The organism is Saccharothrix sp. NBAS 001 (assembly GCF_056640475.1).
Genome location: NZ_CM153251.1, coordinates 9,101,339 through 9,120,189 on the forward strand (window position 1 = coordinate 9,101,339; position 18,851 = coordinate 9,120,189).

The window sequence follows — 18,851 nt, forward strand, 5'->3', positions numbered from 1 at the left end:
TGTTCCGGGGCTGGCGGAGCTGGCTCGGATCGCGATTCGGCTGCACCCGGGTGATGGGGAGCCCGGGGTGCGGGACAGCCACCTCGCCGGGCCGTTGCTGTGGCCGGTCGAGGAGGCTTGGCCGCACTGCGACGGGACGGTGCCGGTGTCGATGAACCGGCCGGGGGAGGTGTGGACCGCCGATCACGACCTCGGTCGGCCGGTGGCGCTGGTCGGCGTGGGGCAGTTCTTCCGGGAGGACTTCCCGGAGTTGCCCTTTCCGGACGGGACCGACGTGCTCCAGGTGTTGATGTGCCCCAACCCGCATGACGGGCAACGGTATTGGGGGCCTGCGGTGCACGTGGTCTGGCGTGATTCGCGGGCGGTCGGTGAGGTTGCGGAGGCGCCTGAGCCCGTGGTCGTGTTCGAGGACTACGAGGCTTGGCCGTGTGTTCTGGATCCGTGCCGGACCGTGGAGTTCCCGGAATCGCAGGAGCTGCCCGAGGACGTCGAGGCCGAACTCACGGAGGAGGAGTTCGACGCGTGGCCCGGGGTGGGCCAGGTGTCGAAGCTCGGCGGGTGGGCCTACTGGTGGCAGAGTTCGCCTTGGGAGCGGCTGTGCCCGGAGTGCGGTGCCGGGTTGAGGTTGTTCTTGGCGTTGTACTCGGCGGAGCGCAAGGACGACGCCTGTTCGTGCGAGTGGGACGACGAGCGCCCGGTGGGGTGGCGGTTCGGGCGGGACGGGGCGTTGAACGTCTTCGGCTGTCCGGCGGAGCCCGGCCACGGGTTCATCCTGCACATCGACTAGGCAGTGTCCTGTAAGGGGTCATCTGAGCCATAAGACGATGGCGGCGATGGTGAGTTCGGCCTGGTAGTAGGCGGCTCGTTTGGCGTAGCGGGTCGCCAGGCCCCTGAACTGCTTGAGCCGGCTGAAGCATCGCTCGACCACATTGCGCCGCTTGTACAACTCGGTGTCGAACGCCGGTGGCCGCCCGCCGTGCGAGCCCTTGGCCGCGCGGCGGGCGACCTGGTCGACCCGTTCGGGACAGACGAACCGCAGGCCCCTCTCGCGCAAGGACTTCCTGGTGGAGTCGTGCGAGTACGCCTTGTCGGCGATGACTGCGTCCGGTCGGGTGCGGGGGCGCCCCGGCCCGACGCGGGCGACGCGGATGCCGTCGAGCAACGGCAGCAACTGCGGGTTGTCCCCGGCCTGGCCGGGCGTGACCAGGACCCGCATCGGCAGACCGCGCCCGTCCACGACGAGGTGGATCTTGGTGCTCAGGCCGCCCCGGGACCGTCCGAGCGCCTCGCCCGCGACCGAGAGGGCCTCGGCTCCGGGTCCGCACCCCCTTTTTCCGGGCACCGGCGGCGTGCTGGTGTGCCCGGACCACGCTGGAGTCGACACTGACCACCCACTCCAGGTCACCGACCGAGTCGTCCTTCACCACGGCCCGGTCGAGGATGCGCTGCCAGGTGCCGTCCGTCGTCCACAGCCGAAGACGTTCGTGGGCGGTCTTCCACGGCCCGTACCGTTCGGGCAGGTCACGCCACGGAGCACCGGTCCGCAGCTTCCACAGGATCGCGTTGACCACCTGCCGGTGGTCACGCCAACGCCGGCCACCACTGGCCACCGGCGGCAGCAACGGCTCGATCACCGACCACGCCCGATCCGTCAACTCACCACGACCGACCATGCACCAGAACTACCAGAGGCCCTGATCAACCGCTTACAGGACACTGCCTAGGCAGTGTCCGGTAGTTCGTCATCGGAGCCGGAGGATGATGGCGGCGATGCGGACCCGTCTCGACGGCGGGTCCGCATCCGCCATTTTCCGGGCACCGGGTCGATCGCCGTCCACGCCCGATCGGTCAACTCACCATGACCCACAACCACCAGGCAACTTGATCGCGGGCTTACCGGGCACCGCATAGGTGGACGGGAGCGTCGCGGTGGCGCTTCGTCAACTGGCTCAAGCAGTTCCGGCTCCGCGCGGAACGACGGCTAGACGCTGCGCAGGACCGAGACGACCGTGCCGAGGATGACGGCGTTGTCGCCGGGGATGGGCGCGTAGGCGTCGTTGCGGGGCTCCAGCACGACGTGGCCGTTGCGGCGTTGGTAGACCTTCACGGTGGCTTCCTCGTCGATCATCGCGGCGACGATCTGGCCGGAGTGGGCCTCGCTCTGCTGCCGCACCACGACGATGTCGCCGTCGCAGATCGCCGCGTCGATCATCGAGTCGCCGCGCACCCGCAGGCCGAAGACGGTGCCTCGGCCGGTGAGGTCGCGGGACAGGGTGATCGTGTCGTCCACGTGCTCCTCGGCGGCGATGGGCGCGCCCGCGGCGATGTGGCCGACCACGGGGACGGACACCGAGTCGCGGGACGGCCGGCGCGGGCCGGTGTCGTGCAGGAACGCGCGGACGTCGATCGGGCGGGACACCGTGTCGCCGCGCCGCAGGAAGCCCTTGTCCTCCAGTGCGGCCAGGTGCCTGGACACCGCCGACGCCGAGCGCAGGCCGACCGCCTCGCCGATCTGCCGGGTGCTCGGGGAGTACCCGTGCCGGACCACCCAGTCCCGGATCGTCACCAGGATCTGCTGCTGGCGCGTCGGCAGGGCCGAGGCGTCGAGGTCGTCGAACACGTCGTCGTAGGCGGTCACCTCGGGAATGGTAGAGAGCGCGTGAATGCTGCCCGTTCCGGGTACTGGATGTGCGGATTGTGTGTCCGATTCGCGGGTTCGAGTGGTGGCCCCGCGTCCGGTGAATAAGGTGGGGCGGGTCCGGCCGGACACGTTCGACGCTGCGCGGAAACTCTCAGGAGTGCTGGATGGAATCGAGTTCGCCCAAGGTGACGGTGGTCGTGCCGACCTACGACGAACGGGAGAACCTGCCGGTCCTGGTCGACCTGCTGGCCGGCCTGGACCTGCCGGACCTGCACGTTCTCGTGGTCGACGACAACTCGCCGGACGGCACCGGCCAGGTCGCCGACGAACTCGCCGCGAACGGGCCGGTGCCGTTGTCGGTTCTGCACCGCACCGAGAAGAACGGGCTCGGGCGCGCCTATGTCGCCGGAATGCTGAAGGCGTTGGACGAGGGCGCGGACATCGTGGTGCAGATGGACGCCGACCTTTCGCACCCGACGAGCGTCATCCCGACCATGGTGCGGACGCTCACCGAGACCGACGCCGCGGTCGTGATCGGCTCCCGGTACGTCGAGGGCGGTTCGGTGGCCGGTGAGTGGGAGTGGCACCGCAAGGCGTTGTCGGCGTGGGCGAACGTCTACGTCAACGCGATCCTCCGATTGGGGGTCAAGGACGCCACGGCCGGGTTCAAGGCGTGGCACGCCGCCACCCTGCGCAAGATCGACATCGGTTCGATCCGGAGCAACGGCTACGCGTTCCAGGTGGAGATGAACTACCGGGTGACGCAGGGCGGGATGCGCATCCGGGAGGTGCCGATCCGGTTCGAGGAACGCGCCGAGGGCACGTCGAAGATGAGCTTCGCGGTGCAGGTGGAGTCGGCGCGGATGCCGTGGAAGCTCCGGTTCGGGCGCAAGCCGTAGGGGGTCCTCTAGTCGAGCGCGCTCATCACGTGCTTGACCCTGGTGTAGTCCTCCAGGCCGTACAGCGAGAGGTCCTTGCCGTAGCCGGACATCTTGAAGCCGCCGTGCGGCATCTCGGCGACCAGCGGGATGTGCGTGTTGACCCACACGCAGCCGAAGTCCAGCCGCCGGGTCAGCCGCATGGCGCGGCCGTGGTCGCGGGTCCACACCGAGGACGCCAGGCCGTAGCGGGTGTCGTTGGCCAGGGTCACGGCCTGGTCCTCGTCGGCGAACCGCTGCACGGTGATCACCGGGCCGAACACCTCCTCGCGGGCGATCTCGTCACCGGGGCGCACGCCGCCGACGACGGTGGGCGCGTGGAAGTAGCCCCGGTCGCCCACCCGGTCGCCGCCGCACACGATCGTGGCGTGGTCGGGCAGCCGGGCCAGGAACCCGGTGACGCGGTCGAGTTGGTCGGCGCTGTTGAGCGGGCCGTAGTCGGCGTCCGGGAGGTCGCCCGTCCGGGTGGCGCGGGCGCGGTCGGCCAGCGCCGCCAGGAACTCGTCGTGGACGTCGTCGTGCACCAGGACGCGGGTCGCGGCGGTGCAGTCCTGGCCCGCGTTGAAGAAACCCGCCTCGGCGATCGCGACGGCGGCCCGGTCCAGGTCGGCGTCGGGGAAGACGAGCACCGGGGCCTTGCCGCCCAGTTCCAGGTGCACGCGCTTGAGGTCGGCCGCCGCGGTGGTGGCGACCTCGATCCCGGCGCGCACCGAGCCGGTGATCGACACCAGGTCGGGGCGCGGGTGGGCGACCAGCGCGCGCCCGGTGTCGCGGTCGCCGCACAGCACGTTGAACACGCCCGGCGGCAGGAAGTCGGCGGCCGCCTCGGCCAGCAGCAGGGTGCTCGACGGGGTGGTGTCCGCGGGTTTGAGCACGACGGTGTTGCCGGCGGCCAGGGCCGGCGCGATCTTCCACACCGCCATCATCAGCGGGTAGTTCCACGGGGTGACCTGGGCGCAGACGCCGATCGGCTCGCGCCGCACGAACGAGGTGTGCCCGGCCAGGTACTCGCCCGCCGCCTTGCCCTCCAGCACGCGCGCCGCGCCGGCGAAGAACCTCAGGTGGTCCACGGCGGCCGGGAGTTCCTCGGACCGGGTGATCGCGATCGGCTTGCCGGTGTCGGCGGCCTCGCGGCGGATGAACTCCTCGGTGCGCGACTCCAGCGCGTCGGCCAGGCCGAGCAGCGCGCGCTGGCGGTCGGCGGGGGTGGCCTCGCGCCACGTCGCGAACGCGGCGGAGGCGGCGGCCAGCGCGTGGTCCACATCGGACGGTCCGGACCGGGGCGTGGTGGCGTAGACCTCGCCCGTCGCCGGGTCGACCACGTCCATCGTGTCGCCCGTCGCGGCGTCGCGGTGTTCGCCGGCGACGAAGTTGCGGAAGGTCTGCTTGGCGCTCATCAGGACCGGGCGTCCTCTCGTCGGGGGCGGTGGTCGGCCATGAAACGCCGACCGAATCCGTGGTGTCAATGCGCACTGCGCGACGGAATCCGTCGTCCGGCGCGCCGGATCCGGTCGCCGCGCCGGGGTGGTCTCGGGGATGATCCGGCGGGTGAACACCGACGAGAACCACCGGGACCGGCTGGCGCCGCCGGTGCTCGACGACCTCTCCCGGGCGATCATCGCCCAGTTGCAGCAGGACGGCCGGCGGGCGTACGCGACGATCGGCAAGGCGGTCGGCCTGTCCGAGGCGGCGGTGCGCCAGCGGGTGCAGCGGCTGTCCGACTCGGGCGTGATCCAGATCGTCGCGGTGTCGGACCCGTTGCAGGTGGGGCTGTTGCGGCAGGCCATGGTGGCGATCACCGTCGACGGTCCGCTGGAGCCGGTGGCCGACGCGCTCGCCGAGCTGGACGAGATCGACTACGTGGTGCTGTGCGCCGGCCGCTACGACGTGCTGTGCGAGGTCGTCTGCGTGGACGACGCGGCGTTGCTGGACCTGATCTCCAACCGCATCCGGGTGCTCCCGGGGGTGCGCACGACCGAGGTGATGGTCTACCTGAAGCTGCGCAAGCAGTCCTACCAGTGGGGCGCACATCCGCAACGAAATCCGTAGGTCCGATCGTCAAACTCGTCTGAAATCGTTGTAAGACGTGCGTACGGCAACGGATTCGCTTGCGATCGGCCGTAAGGGCGTGAGATAACGGAAAGGCCGGGCCGCACGTCGGCCCGGCGCTCACCAGCCCGTTGCGAGGACACCCCATGACTGCGACCTCCCTTCCGCTCGGCACGTCCGACCTCACCCGCGCCGCCCGCGACCACCTCTGGCTGCACTTCACGCCGCACGGCACCGACGCGACCGCGCCGATGATCGTGCGGGGCGAGGGCGCGTACCTGTGGGACGCCACCGGCAAGCGCTACCTCGACGGGCTCGCCGGCCTGTTCGCGGTCCAGGTCGGCCACGGCCGCGAGGAGTTGGCCGAGGCCGCCGCGCGGCAGACCCGGCAGCTCGGGTACTTCCCGCTGTGGGGCTACGCGCACCCGACCGCCGCCGAACTCGCGCAGCGGCTGGCCGCGGCCGCGCCGGGCGACCTCGACCGGGTCTTCTTCACGGTCAGCGGCGGCGAGTCGGTGGAGACCGCGTGGAAGCTGGCCAAGCAGTACTTCAAGCTGACCGGCAAACCCGCCAAGCACAAGGTGATCAGCCGGGCGATGGCCTACCACGGCACGTCGCAGGGCGCGTTGTCGATCACCGGCATCCCCGGCGCGAAGGCGGCGTTCGAACCGCTGGTGCCCAGCACGGTCCGGGTGCCCAACACGAACTTCTACCGGGCGACCGAGCACGCCGACGACCTCGACGCGTACGGCGCGTGGGCGGCGGACCGGATCGAGCAGGCGATCGAGTTCGAGGGCGCGGACACCGTCGCGGCGGTGTTCCTCGAACCGGTGCAGAACACCGGCGGCTGCTTCGTGCCGCCGCCGGGCTACTTCCGGCGGGTGCGGGAGATCTGCGACCGGCACGACGTGCTGCTGGTGTCCGACGAGGTGATCTGCGCGTTCGGCCGGCTCGGGCACGCCTTCGGGGCCGACCGGTACGGCTACCGGCCGGACATGATCACCACCGCCAAGGGGCTCACCTCGGGGTACGCCCCGCTGGGCGCGGTGCTGGTGAGCGACCGGCTGGCCGAGCCGTTCTTCGGGGGCGCGTCCGCTGCGGGCGCGTTCATGCACGGCTCGACCTACGGCGGGCACCCGGTGTCGTGCGCGGTGGCGCTGGCGAACCTCGACCTGATGGAGCGCGAAGACCTCTACGGGCACGTCCTGGCGAACGAGGGGGCGTTCCGCACCACCCTGGAGAGGCTGTCCGACCTGCCTATCGTGGGGGACGTGCGCGGCGCGGGGTTCTTCTACGCTGTGGAACTGGTGAAGGACAAGCGGACGAAGGAGAGCTTCACCGCCGAGGAGGCGACCCGCGTGCTGCGCGGGTACCTGTCGAAAGCCCTGTTCGACGCCGGCCTGTACTGCCGGGCGGACGACCGCGGCGAGCCGGTCATCCAGCTCGCGCCGCCGCTGATCTGCGGTCAACGTGAATTCGACGAAATGGAGCAGATTCTCCGCGAGTCGCTGACGGCGGCCTGGGCGCTCCTCTGACAATGGCTGCGGTGGGTGTCCGGACTGATCCGCACAGCTCCTGAAATACGGCCTTCAACGAATCTCGGCGGCACGACCTCAACGCGCTGACCAGGTCATAACCCCTGGCAGGCGGGTCGTGCTGCCGTTTTTTCGTGCCCGTCGAACGGCTTTTCAAGGCCCTGAAGAAATGCTTGCGCAAGTGGCGTAATCAGCTACCATCTGAGACATGGTTAAAGGGCTTAACGATGTTTCCGGGGTCGGTTCGGCCGCCGGGGACGAGTTCGCCGGGCTCGACGGACTCGGCCAGGCGGAACTCGTCCGGACCGGCCAGGTCACGCCGGCCGAACTGCTCGACGCCGCCCTCGCGCGCATCGGGCGGGTCGACCCGGCGGTGAACGCGGTCGTCACGACCATGGCCGAGCAGGCCCGCGCGACCGCCGCCGGACCGCTGCCGGACGGGCCGTTCACCGGGGTGCCCTTCCTGCTCAAGGACGGCGGCGGCGTCGGCTACGCGGGCGTGCCGATGACCTCCGCGAGCCGGTTCCTGGCCGGCTACGTGCCCGCCGAGGACGGCGAACTCACCCGCCGCTACAAGGCCGCCGGGCTGGTGGTGTGCGGCAAGACCAACCTCTCCGAGTTCGGCCTGCTGCCCACCACCGAACCCGAGCTGCACGGGCCGACCCGCAACCCGTGGGACCTGGCGCTGTCGGCCGGCGGGTCCAGCGGCGGCGCGGCGGCGGCCGTGGCCGCGCGGATGGTGCCGATGGCCAACGCCAGCGACAGCGGCGGCTCGATCCGCATCCCGGCCGCCAACTGCGGCGTGTTCGGCATGAAGCCCACCCGGCTGCGGATCTCCTCCGCGCGCCGCCGGGCCGGCGTGTCCATGCGGATCGCGGTGCTCAGCGAGCACGCCGTGACGCTGAGCGTGCGGGACTGCGCCGCCCTGCTCGACGCCACCGCCGGTCCGCTGCCCGGCGACCCGTTCGTCGCGCCCCGCCCGCCGCGTCCCTACCTGGAGGAGACCCGGCGCGACCCGGGCCGGCTGCGGATCGCGGTCAGCGCCGAATCGCCGACCGGCGCGCCGCTGCACGCCGACTGCGTGGCCGCCGTCGAGGACGCCGCCCGGCTGTGCGAGAGCCTGGGCCACCACGTCGAGTACGCCACGCCCCGGCTGGACGCCGCCGCGCTCGGCCGGGCGTTCGCCACCGTCTCCTCCGGCGGCCTGGCCTGGGACGTCGCCCGCTTCGAGCGGCTGCTCGGCAAGACCGCGACCGCCGCCGACTTCGAGCCCGCGACCTGGGCGATGATCGAACGCGGCCGGGCGGGCGCGATCAGCCTGGCGGGCTACCTGGACGCGCTGGCCGAACTCCAGTCCCTGTGCGACGACCTGGCCGCGTTCCAGCAGCCCTACGACGTGTGGCTCACGCCCACCGCCGGCGCGCCCGCCCCGCCGCTGGGCTCGTTCGACGCCACCGCCGAGGACCCCACCAGGGGGCAGCGCGTCGCCGCCGCCTACCTGCCGTTCACGGTGCTGTGCAACGTGACCGGCCAACCCGCGATGTCCGTGCCACTGCACTGGAACGCCGACGGCGTCCCGGTCGGCGTGCACTTCGTCGGCCCGTACGGCGACGAGGGCCTGCTCTACCGGCTCGCCGCGCAACTGGAAGCCGCCCGCCCGTGGGCGCACCGCCGCCCACCCCACTCGGCCACCTGACCGACCCGAGGAGAAGAAGCATGACCGCACCCAGCGTGAACCCGCTGTTCCCCGGACCGCACTGGACGTCGTTCCGGTTCATCGACAGCGACGTGATGGACAGCCAGTTCAAGCACCACCTCGGCCTCGCGCTGTACGGCATGTCCGACATCGGCGAGTGCCTGGAGGCGCTGCGCACGATCGGCGTCGACGACGAGGAGAGCTGGCTGCGCGCGTGGACCGCTCGCGCCGAGATCCTCCAGGAGCGCGCCGAACTCGCCGAGAAGGAGGGCCGGCTGATCAGCGCGGCCAGCTCCTACCTGCGCGCGTCCACCTACTGGCGGGCCGGGCTGATCCACTTCAGCTTCCCGGACGACCCCCGGATCGAGTCCAACGCGCTGACGAGCTACCACTGCTACGACCGCTACCTGGCCCTGGCCGACTACCCCGGCGAGTACGTCAAGATCCCCTACCAGGACAGCTTCCTGCCGTCCTACCTGTACCGCAGCCCGCACGCGCGCGGCGACGCGCCGGTGCTGATCTTCTTCCAGGGCCGCGACGCCTGGCCCGAGGACACCCGCTGGGTCTACGACGGCGCGATGCGGCGCGGCTACCACTGCCTGACCGTGCAGTGCCCCGGCCAGGGCATGGCGCTGCGGGTCAACGGCCTGACCTTCCGGCACGACTGGGAGAACGTGGTCACGCCGGTCGTGGACGTCGTGGTGACCCTCGACGGCGTCGACCCGGACCGGATCGGCCTGATGGGCTCCAGCTTCGGCGGCCACCTCGCGCCGCGCGCCGCCGCGTTCGAGAAGCGGCTCAAGGTGCTCGTCGCCAACCCCGGCTACCTCCAGTGGGGCCCGCCGATCCGGGCCAGCCTGCCCGACTCGCTCAACGCCGCCTGGGAGGCCGGGCCGGAGGCGTTCAACGGCGCGATCGCGGCGGCCGGCGAGCACTCGGCGCTGATCGACTGGTTCGTCCGCGATTCGAGCTGGAAGCACGGCGTGAGCACGCCCTACGAGCTGTTCACCGAGTTCGACAAGTGCGACCTGACCGACGTGGCCGGGCAGATCGAGGCCGACACGCTGATCATGGACGGCACCGAGGAGGCGTACTCGGAGGGCCAGGCCGAACAGCTCTACGACGCGCTGACCTGCCCCAAGACCTTCCTGGTGTTCGACGAGTCGACCACCGCGCAGCTGCACTGCCAGGCGGGCGGCGAGGCCACCGCCGCCGAGTTCACCCTGGACTGGCTCGACGGCCGGCTCTGAGCGCCGGACCCCACCCCGTTCTCCCTTCCCCCTTTTCCCCCGAGGAGAAACGATGACGCGCGCCCTGAACCGCCCGTGCGAGGCCGCGCCTTGAGCGGCGCGACGGACGTCGCCCCGGCCGGGCCCGCCCCGGTCGTGCGGCTGCGGGACACCCTGCGCCAGGGCGGGTGGGCGATCTGCCTGCTCGCCGTGCCGCTGGTGGTCATGGAGCAGTTGAGCCGCGAGGCCACCAACACGCTGGCACCCGACATCCGCGACGCGTTCGGCATCTCCGACGCGCTGCTGGTGGCGCTGGCCGGGTTCGCCGGGGTGGCGCTCACCGTGGGCGGCCTGCCGATGGCGTGGCTGGCCGACCGGGTGCGGCGCAAGCACCTGGTGGTGGTCTCGGCCTCGGTGGGGGCGCTGTCGCTGGTGGGGGCCGGCCTGGCGCAGAACACCTGGCAGTTGTTCGTGGCCTACACGTTCACCGGGTTGGCGGCGGCCTACTCCAACCCGGTGTTCGGGTCGCTGATCTCCGACGCCTACCCGGTGGGCGGGCGCGGCCGGATCTTCTCGTTGCAGGCCATGGCGACCCCGCTCGGCCAGGCCATCGGGCCGGTGCTGGCGGGGGCGATCGCCGGGGTGGCGGGCGAGGGCGACCAGGCGTGGCGGTGGGCCTACCTCGCGCTCGCCGCGCCGTACGGGCTGCTGGCCGTGGCGGCGGGGCTGTTCCTCAAGGAGCCCGCGCGCGGCCAGGCCGACCGGCTCGGGCTGTCCGAACAGGACGGTGCGGTGGTCGAGCCGCCGGTGGGGACGTGGACGGCGTTCCGCCGGATGATGAAGGTGCGCACGTTCCTGTTCATGTGCCTGGGGATCGGCGTGCTGGGCCTGGCGCTGTTCACCGTGCCGGTGCAGATGTCGATCCTGCTCGGCGACGAGTACGGGTTCGACGCCTTCACCCGGGGCCTGATCTTCTCGCTCACCCAGCTCCCGGTGGTCGCCGCGATGATCTACGGCGGGCACCAGTTCGACCGGACCTACCGGCGGCGGCCGGAGCGGACCGTGCACATCGCGGGCGCGGCGATCCTCGCGTTCGGCGCGCTGATCGTGGTCGGGGTGTGGTTCCAGCCGATCGCGCTGCTGCTGGCCTGCTACGTGCTGGCCTCGGTGTGCGTGGGGGTCGCGCTGGTGGCGGTGAGCCCGCTGGTCGCCTCGGTCACCCCGTTCGTCCTGCGGGCGCAGGCTTTCGCGCTGCTGCCGGTGTTCACGTTCCTGATGGGCGGGTTCTTCGGCTCCATCTTCGCGGGCGTGATCTCCGACACCTACGGGCCGCGGCTCGCGCTCACCATCGCCGTCGCCCTCTCGGCGTTCGTCGCCGGCTACCTGTTCCTGCGCGGCGGCCGGCACCTGATCCACGACATCGACGCGGCGGCGGGCAAGTCGCCGTGACCACCGGAGGAGCCATGCCACAGGAGGGAACGCCATGCCGAACCCGTTCGACCTGACCGGGAAGGTCTCCGTCGTCACCGGGGCCAGTTCGGGCATCGGGGCGGAGATCGCGCGGGCGCTGGGCGCGGCGGGCAGCGGCGTCGTGCTGGTCGGCCGCTCCACCGACCGGCTGGCGGTGGCCGCGCGGGCGGTCGCCGCAGCCGGCGCCGAGCACCACGAGGTCGCCGCGGACCTGCGCGACGACGGGGCGGCGGAGGCCGTCGTGTCCGCCGCGCTGCGCCGGTTCGGCCGGATCGACGTCCTGGTGCACTCGGCCGGGATCTACGCGCAGGCGTCGCTGGCCGACACCACCGACGAGATCTTCGACGGGCAGTGGGAGACCAACGTGCGCGGGCCGTTCCGGCTGACCCGGGCCGCGCACCCGCACCTGGGCCGGGGCAGCTCGGTGATCTTCGTGTCCTCGATGTCCGGGCACGTCGGCTCGCCGGACGACGCCGCCTACTGCGCCTCCAAGGGCGCGGTGGAACTGCTGGTCAAGGCCCTGGCCGTGGAACTCGCGCCGGCCGGCGTGCGGGTCAACGCGGTCGCGCCCGGCAACGTGCACACGCCGATCAACGCCGGGCTGATCACGCCCGAGGTGCGGCGCGAGATCGAGGCGACCACCCCGGCGGGCCGGGTCGGCGTGGTCGGCGACATCAGCCCGGCGGTCGTCTACCTGGCTTCGGACGCCTCGGCGTACGTGCACGGCGCGAGCCTGCGCGTCGACGGCGGATTCACCGCCCAGTAGGGCCACCCCCACCCACCGAGCACGAGGAAACACCCGATGAGCACATTCCCCAGCGGTGTCGGACTCGACGCCTTCCACCGCGAACTGGACCGGCTGGAGCTGGTCTCCCGCTTCCCCGAGATGCCCCGCAACCTGTTCGACGAGGGACCGCACCTGGTGACCACGCCGGAGCTGCCCTGGGGCGACGAGGTGCGCGAGCGTTCGATCGAGGCGTACCGGCGGTTCATCCACGGGGAGACGTGGATCACCGGCGGCGGCGCGCGGGAGATGGAAGCCGGGATCGTCGGCTGGATGGGCGGGCTGTTCGGCGCGGCGGAGCCCGCCGGGTTCGTCTCCTCCGGCGGGTCCGAGTCGAACATGTGCGCCATCCTCACCGCGAAGCGGCTGGCCGGCCGCAAGGGCGGCAGCGTGGTGTTCCCCGACAACGGGCACTACTCGCTGCACAAGCTGTGCCGGATGTTCGACCTGGACCCGATCGTCGTGCCCGCGCCGGAGGGCGCGCTGCACCTGGTGGACCCCGCCGCGATCGAGGCCGCCATCCGGCCGGACACCATCGCGATCATCGCGACCGCCGGCACGTGGGCCTACGGCAGCGTCGACCCGATCGCCGAGATCGGCGGCATCGCCCAGCGGCACGGGCTCTACCTGCACGTGGACGGCGCGTTCGGCGGGTACATCCTGCCGTTCCTGGAGCGCAGCGGGTACGACCCGACCATCCCGCCGTGGGACTTCCGGGTGCCGGGCGTCTGCTCGATCAGCGCGGACCTGCACAAGAACGGCATGGCCCCGCCACCCGCCGGCACGCTGATCTTCCGCGACCCGGAGCTGCTGGCCGCCGCCAAGGAGATCTGCCCGCCCAACGGCACGATGTCGGGCACCCGCGGCGCGGGGCCGATCGCGGGCGCGTGGGCGATGGTGACGCTGCTCGGCGAAGCCGGCTACACGGCCGTGTCGCTCAAGTCCATGGCGCTGCGGGACGAACTGGTCGCCGGCGTCCGGGAGATCGACGGCCTGAGCGTCCACCCCGGGTCGCGGATCAACATGGCGCTGATCCACTCCGAGACGCTCGACCTGCGGCCGGTCGCCGACGAACTGCGCGCCCGGGGCTGGATGTTCGCGGCACGGGCGGTGCCCGCGCCGGTGTCCGTCGTCGTGGTGCCCATGCCGCACAACGAAGGGCGGACCGCGCCGTTCCTGGCGGACCTGCGCGACACCGTCGGGCTCGCGCTGCCGCTCGGCGACGACCTGGCCGCAACGCGGGAAAAGGTGTCCAGCTATGGGTTCTGAGCCGATCCGGGTGTCCGTCGACATCGGCGGCACCTTCACCGACCTGGTCGTGCAGGAGGGCGCGGCGCTGCGGCTGTTCAAGTCGCCGACCGTGCCCGGCGATCCCGTGCTGGGCATCATGAACGCCCTGGCGATGGCCGCCGACGCGGACGGCGTGGACCTGGCCGGTTTCCTCGGCCGGACCGGGTCGTTCGTGCACGCCACCACGCGCGGCCTCAACGCCGTGCTCACCGGCAACACCGCGCGCACCGCGTTGCTCACCACCGAGGGCCACCCGGACGTGCTGCTGCTGCGGGAAGGCGGGCGGCAGCGGCCGTTCGACTTCACCGTGCCGTTCCCGGAGCCGTACGTGCCGCGCTCGCTCACCTTCGAGGTGCGCGAGCGGATCACGTCGACCGGGGAGGTGTTGCGGCCCTTGGACTTCGAGGCGCTGGAGCGCACATGCGACCGGCTGGCCGCCGCCGAGGTGGAGGCGGTCGCGGTGTGCCTGCTGTGGTCCACCGTCAACCCGGAGCACGAACTGGGCGTCGCGCGGGTGCTGCGGCGCCGGCTGCCGGACGTGCCGGTGACGCTGTCGCACGTGCTCAACCCGTCGCTGCGGGAGTACCGGCGGGCGTCGTCGGCGGCGATCGACGCGTCGCTCAAGCCGTTGATGACCGAGTACGTCGCCGGGCTCACCGACCGGCTGCGGGCGGCCGGGTTGACCGGGCGGATCCTGATGGTCACCTCCGCGGGCGGCGTGGTGGACGTGCGCGACGCCGCCGAGAAGCCGATCCTGACCATCAACTCCGGGCCGTCGATGGCCCCGGTCGCCGGGCGCGCCTACGCCACGGCCGACCTGGGCGCGCAGACCGTGATCGTCGCCGACGCGGGCGGCACCACCTACGACGTCACGCTGGTCCGGCGCGGCGAGATCCCGTCCACCCGCACGGCGTGGGTCGGCGACGAGGGCACCGGGCACATGACCGGGCTGCCGTCGATCAACGTCAAGAGCGTCGGCGCGGGCGGCGGCAGCATCGCGTGGGTCGACCCGGGCGGGTTGCTGCGGGTCGGGCCGCAGAGCGCGGGATCGGTGCCGGGGCCCGCCTGCTACGGCAACGGCGGCGCGGACGCGACGGTCACCGACGCGGCGCTGGTGCTGGGCTACCTCGACCCGGCGAACTTCTCCAGCGGGTCCATGACGCTGGACGTGCGGGCCGCGCTCGACGCGGTGACCGAGAAGGTCGCGCGACCGCTCGGGCTGGACCCGATCGCGGCGGCCGACGCGGTGCTGCGGCTGACCACCGAGCAGATGGCGCACGCCATCCAGGAGATCACCCTGCAACAGGGCATCGACCCGGCGCACGCGGTGCTGGTCGGCGGGGGCGGTGCGGCCGGGCTCAACGCCGTCGCGGTCGCCTCCCGGCTGGGCAGCCGGAAGCTGGTCATCCCGGCGGTGGGCGCGGCGCTGGCCGCCGCCGGGGCGCTGATGTCCGACCTGACCGCCGTGCACCACACCACCGTTCCGGCCGTGACGAGCAACTTCGAGCCGGAGCGGGTGAACGCGGCGCTGGCCGGCCTGCGCGAGCGGTGCCGGGAGTTCGCCGCGCACGTCGGGGCGGCCGAGGACGACGCGATCGTGACGTTGTTCGCCGAAGCCCGCTACCCGCAGCAGATCTGGGAGCTGGAGGTGCCGCTGCGGGTGGCCGCGTTCGCCGACGAGTCCGACGTGGCCGACTTCGCGGCCGACTTCCACGCCACGCACCGGCAGATCCTCGGCATCACCGACGAGCGGTCGCCGGTGGAGGTCGTGAGCTGGGGCGCGCGGGTCCGGGTGCCGCTGCGCGGCGCGGGCGGCGTGCTGACCGCGCTGCCCGGCCCGGCGACCGCGCCGAGCACCCGCCGCGCGTACGTGCGGGGGCTCGGGACGACCGACGTCCCGGTCCGGTCGCTGGCCTCGATCGTGCCCGGTGAGCTGCTGTCCGGCCCGCTGCTGGTCGAGTCGCCGTTCACCACGGTCGTGATCGCGGACGCGAGCACGTGCGAGCTGGGCGGGTCCGGCTCGCTGATCGTCCACCCCGCGCGGGACGCCCGCCGGGCCGACACGGAGGTGGCCTGACATGACCGGGACGACGGTGGTCCGCGACGGCGCGGCGCTGGCGGTGCTCAGCCACCGCTTCGAGGCGATCGTCCGGCGGATGTCGAACACGCTGGCCCGGTCCGGCCGCTCCGGCGTGCTCAACACCGCGCGGGACTTCTCGTGCTGCGTGCTGACCGCGGCCGGGGACGTGCTGATGACCGGGCAGAGCCCGCCGATCCACGTCATGGGCGGGCCGGACCTCCAGGCGAGGTCGATGCTGGAGTTCCACCCGGACGTGCGGGCCGGCGACGCGTTCCTGCACAACTCGCCCTACCACGGCAACACGCACGCGGCCGACCACTCGATCCTGGTGCCGGTCGTGGACGACGCCGGCGTGCACCGGTTCACCGTGCTGGCCAAGGCGCACCAGGCCGACTGCGGCAACTCGGTGCCCACCACCTACATGGCCAGCGCGCGCGACGTCTACGAGGAGGGCGCGCTGATCTTCCCCGTGGTCAAGGTGCAGGAGGACTACCTCGACCGCGCGGACGTGCTGCGGATGTGCGAGATGCGGATCCGGGTGCCGCACCAGTGGCGCGGCGACTACCTCGCGGTGCTGGGCAGCGCGCGGATCGGCGAGCGGGCGCTGGCGCAGCTCGCCGAGGAGGTCGGCTGGGACGAACTCGACGCGTTCGCCTCGGCCTGGCTGGACTACGGCGAGTCCCGGATGGCCGCGGCGATCGCCGGGCTGCCCGCCGGGCGGGCGGTCACCACCACCCGGCACGACCCGTTCCCCGGGGTGCCGGACGGGGTCCCGGTGCGGGCGGTGGTGTCGGTCGACCCGGTCGAGGCGATGATCGACGTCGACCTGCGGGACAACCCCGACTGCGTGCCGTCCGGGCTCAACCTGAGCGAGGCGTCGTCCCGCACGGCCGCGCTGATCGGCGTGTTCAACAGCATCGACCACACCGTGCCGCACAACCAGGGCAGCTTCCGGCGGGTGCGCGTGCACCTGCGGGAGAACTGCGTCGTGGGCGTGCCCCGGCACCCGGTGAGCTGCTCGGTGGCCACCACCAACCTGGCCAACCGGGTGGGCAACCTGGTCCAGCGGGCGATGGCCGACCTCGGCGAGGGCATCGGGCTGGCCGAGGTCGGCACCGGCATGTCGCCGTCCGAGGCCGTGGTGTCCGGAGTGGACACCCGCAACGGCGCGGAACCGTTCGTGAACCAGATCTTCATCGGCACCAACGGCGGCGCGGGCGGCCCGGTCAGCGACGGCTGGCTCACCATGGACGACCTGGGCAGCGGCGGCACGCTGCTGCTCGACAGCGTCGAGATCGACGAGCTCAAGCAGCCGATCGTGATCCACGAACGGCGGCTCGCCCAGGACACCGAGGGCGCGGGGCGGCACCGGGGCGCGCCCGGCCTGCACGTCGAGTACGGGCCGGTCGGCTGCGAGCTGGAAGCCATCTACGCCAACGACGGCGCGGTCAACCCCATGCGGGGCGCGCGCGGCGGCCTGGCCGGCGAGCGGTCCGCGCAGCACAAGCGCGACCTCGCCGGCGAGCTGGTCGAACTCGACATCTGCGGCCCGGTGCGGGTCGTCGAGGGCGAACGGCTGGTGGCCCGCACCAGCGGGGGCGGCGGCTACGGCCCGCCGCACACCCGCGACCCCGGGCTGGTCGCCCGGGACGTCCGCGAGGGCTGGGTCAGCGCGGTCCGCGCGCACCACGTCTACCGGGTCGCGCTGGACGACCACGGCGAGGTGGACACCGCCACCACCGCGCTGCTCCGCCACCAGGAAGGCACCTCATGACCCACACCACCACCGCGCCCGACCGGGCGCGGCTGACCTCGCTGCTCGACGCCGAGCGCAAGGCGTTCGCCGAGCGCCACCCGCACTCGGCCGCCGCCCACGCGGCGGGCGGGCACCTGCTGGGCGGCGTGCCGATGACGTGGATGGCCAAGGGCCCGGCCGGGTTCCCGCTGTACCTCGGGCAGGCGTCCGGCGCGCGGGTGGTCGACCTCGACGGCCACGAGCTGCTGGACTTCTGCCTGGGCGACACCGGGGCGATGGCCGGGCACTCGCCCGCGCCGACCGTGGCGGCGGTGACCCGCCGCTACGCCGAACTCGGCGGCGCGACCGCGATGATGCCGACCGAGGACGCCGAGGTCGTGGCGGCGGAGCTGGCCGCCCGGTTCGGGGTGTCCCGGTGGAGCTTCGCGCTGTCCGCGACCGACGCGAACCGGTGGGCGTTGCGGCTGGCCCGCGCGCTCACCGACCGGCCGCGCGTCCTGGTCAACAGCTACAGCTACCACGGCAGCGTGGACGAGTCGTTCATCGTCACCGGGCCGGACGGGCCGCGCGCGCGGCCGGGCAACGTCGGCCCGGCCGTCGACGTGACCCGGACCAGCCGGGTCGCCGAGTTCAACGACCTCGCCGAGCTGGAGCGCCAGCTCGCGCACGGCGACGTGGCCGCCGTGCTGATGGAACCCGCGCTGACCAACATGGGGATCGTGCTGCCCGACCCCGGCTACCTGATCGGCGTGCGGGCGCTGACCCGCGCCGCCGGGGTGGTGCTGATCAACGACGAGACGCACACCGTTTCGGCCGGGCCCGGCGGGTGCACCCGGGCGTGGGGGCTGGACCCGGACGTCGTCACCATCGGCAAGGCGATCGGCGGCGGGATCCCCATCGGCGCGTACGGCTTGAGCGCCGACCTCGCCGCGCGCCTGCGCCGGCGGACCGACCTGGACCTGGTGGACACCGGGGGCGTCGGCGGCACGCTCGCCGGCAACGCGCTGTCGCTGGCCGCCGCCCGCGCCACGCTCACCGAGGTGCTCACCGACACCGCGTACGACCACATGATCGCGCTGTCCACCCGCTACACCGCCGGGGTCCGGGAGCTGATCGCCGGCCACGGGCTGCCGTGGACGGTGGCCCAGCTCGGCGCGCGGTCGGAGTACCGGTTCACCCCCGTGGAACCGCGCAACGGCACCGAATCGCAGCGGGCGACCGACGTGGAGCTGGAGGACTACCTCCACCTCTACCTGCTCAACCGGGGCGTGCTGCTCACGCCCTTCCACAACATGGCGCTGATGTGCCCCCAGACCAGCGCGGCGGACGTCGACCGGCACCTCGCGGTGCTCGGCGCGGCCGTGCGCACCCTGACCAGCTGAG

At 72.5% G+C, this 18,851-nt stretch carries 15 protein-coding genes; 12 read left to right on the forward strand and 3 right to left on the reverse strand.

Annotated elements, in window-relative coordinates; genetic code table 11:
• Positions 1 to 67 precede the first annotated feature (67 nt).
• A complete protein-coding gene (locus AC0HI0_RS40795) occupies positions 68 to 787 on the forward strand; it encodes a hypothetical protein (protein WP_480928798.1) in 720 nt (239 codons plus the stop codon).
• A gap of 18 nt (positions 788 to 805) precedes the next feature.
• Here the strand turns inward: AC0HI0_RS40795 and AC0HI0_RS40800 are convergent.
• Positions 806 to 1,673, reverse strand: a protein-coding gene (locus AC0HI0_RS40800; protein ID WP_480925572.1) for an IS5 family transposase whose coding sequence is annotated in 2 segments (ribosomal slippage) — positions 806 to 1,292 and positions 1,291 to 1,673 — 870 coding nt in all. Because the reading frame shifts where the segments join, the coding sequence is not laid out codon by codon here.
• A gap of 308 nt (positions 1,674 to 1,981) precedes the next feature.
• The gene (gene lexA / locus AC0HI0_RS40805; protein WP_480928799.1) at positions 1,982 to 2,638 is read right to left on the reverse strand and encodes a transcriptional repressor LexA; all 657 of its coding nucleotides are present in this window, start codon (positions 2,636 to 2,638) and stop codon (positions 1,982 to 1,984) included.
• 167 nt (positions 2,639 to 2,805) lie between these two features.
• Here lexA and AC0HI0_RS40810 point away from each other — a divergent pair, with 167 nt between their 5' ends.
• On the forward strand, positions 2,806 to 3,540 hold the full coding sequence (locus AC0HI0_RS40810; RefSeq protein ID WP_480928800.1) for a polyprenol monophosphomannose synthase: 735 nt from the start codon (positions 2,806 to 2,808) through the stop codon (positions 3,538 to 3,540).
• 8 nt (positions 3,541 to 3,548) lie between these two features.
• Here AC0HI0_RS40810 and AC0HI0_RS40815 read toward each other — a convergent pair whose 3' ends face one another.
• On the reverse strand, positions 3,549 to 4,976 hold the full coding sequence (locus AC0HI0_RS40815; protein ID WP_480928801.1) for a gamma-aminobutyraldehyde dehydrogenase: 1,428 nt from the start codon (positions 4,974 to 4,976) through the stop codon (positions 3,549 to 3,551).
• Positions 4,977 to 5,115: 139 nt separating this feature from the next.
• Here AC0HI0_RS40815 and AC0HI0_RS40820 point away from each other — a divergent pair, with 139 nt between their 5' ends.
• From AC0HI0_RS40820 to AC0HI0_RS40865, 10 genes are all read left to right on the forward strand, one after another.
• On the forward strand, positions 5,116 to 5,628 hold the full coding sequence (locus tag AC0HI0_RS40820; protein ID WP_480928802.1) for an Lrp/AsnC family transcriptional regulator: 513 nt from the start codon (positions 5,116 to 5,118) through the stop codon (positions 5,626 to 5,628).
• A 146-nt stretch (positions 5,629 to 5,774) separates the two neighbouring features.
• Complete coding sequence (locus AC0HI0_RS40825) at positions 5,775 to 7,163, forward strand: aspartate aminotransferase family protein (protein ID WP_480928803.1); 1,389 nt, start codon at positions 5,775 to 5,777, stop codon at positions 7,161 to 7,163.
• A gap of 208 nt (positions 7,164 to 7,371) precedes the next feature.
• Positions 7,372 to 8,859, forward strand: a complete 1,488-nt coding sequence (locus AC0HI0_RS40830; RefSeq protein ID WP_480928804.1) for an amidase — start codon at positions 7,372 to 7,374, stop codon at positions 8,857 to 8,859.
• Between the two features lie 20 nt (positions 8,860 to 8,879).
• Entirely contained in the window at positions 8,880 to 10,109 is a 1,230-nt protein-coding gene (locus AC0HI0_RS40835) for an alpha/beta hydrolase family protein (protein WP_480928805.1), read from the forward strand.
• Between the two features lie 90 nt (positions 10,110 to 10,199).
• Positions 10,200 to 11,537: an MFS transporter gene (locus AC0HI0_RS40840; protein WP_480928806.1), complete on the forward strand. Its 1,338-nt coding sequence runs from the start codon at positions 10,200 to 10,202 to the stop codon at positions 11,535 to 11,537.
• A 34-nt stretch (positions 11,538 to 11,571) separates the two neighbouring features.
• Positions 11,572 to 12,324, forward strand: a complete 753-nt coding sequence (locus tag AC0HI0_RS40845; protein WP_480928807.1) for an SDR family NAD(P)-dependent oxidoreductase — start codon at positions 11,572 to 11,574, stop codon at positions 12,322 to 12,324.
• A gap of 36 nt (positions 12,325 to 12,360) precedes the next feature.
• Positions 12,361 to 13,611 (forward strand): aminotransferase class V-fold PLP-dependent enzyme, encoded by a 1,251-nt coding sequence (locus AC0HI0_RS40850; protein ID WP_480928808.1) that lies wholly within the window; start codon positions 12,361 to 12,363, stop codon positions 13,609 to 13,611.
• Complete coding sequence (locus AC0HI0_RS40855) at positions 13,601 to 15,709, forward strand: hydantoinase/oxoprolinase family protein (protein WP_480928809.1); 2,109 nt, start codon at positions 13,601 to 13,603, stop codon at positions 15,707 to 15,709. Before AC0HI0_RS40850 ends, AC0HI0_RS40855 begins: the two co-directional genes overlap by 11 nt.
• A 1-nt stretch (position 15,710) precedes the next feature.
• Entirely contained in the window at positions 15,711 to 17,486 is a 1,776-nt protein-coding gene (locus tag AC0HI0_RS40860; RefSeq protein ID WP_480928810.1) for a hydantoinase B/oxoprolinase family protein, read from the forward strand.
• Positions 17,483 to 18,850: a transaminase gene (locus AC0HI0_RS40865; RefSeq protein WP_480928811.1), complete on the forward strand. Its 1,368-nt coding sequence runs from the start codon at positions 17,483 to 17,485 to the stop codon at positions 18,848 to 18,850. Before AC0HI0_RS40860 ends, AC0HI0_RS40865 begins: the two co-directional genes overlap by 4 nt.
• Position 18,851 lies beyond the last annotated feature (1 nt).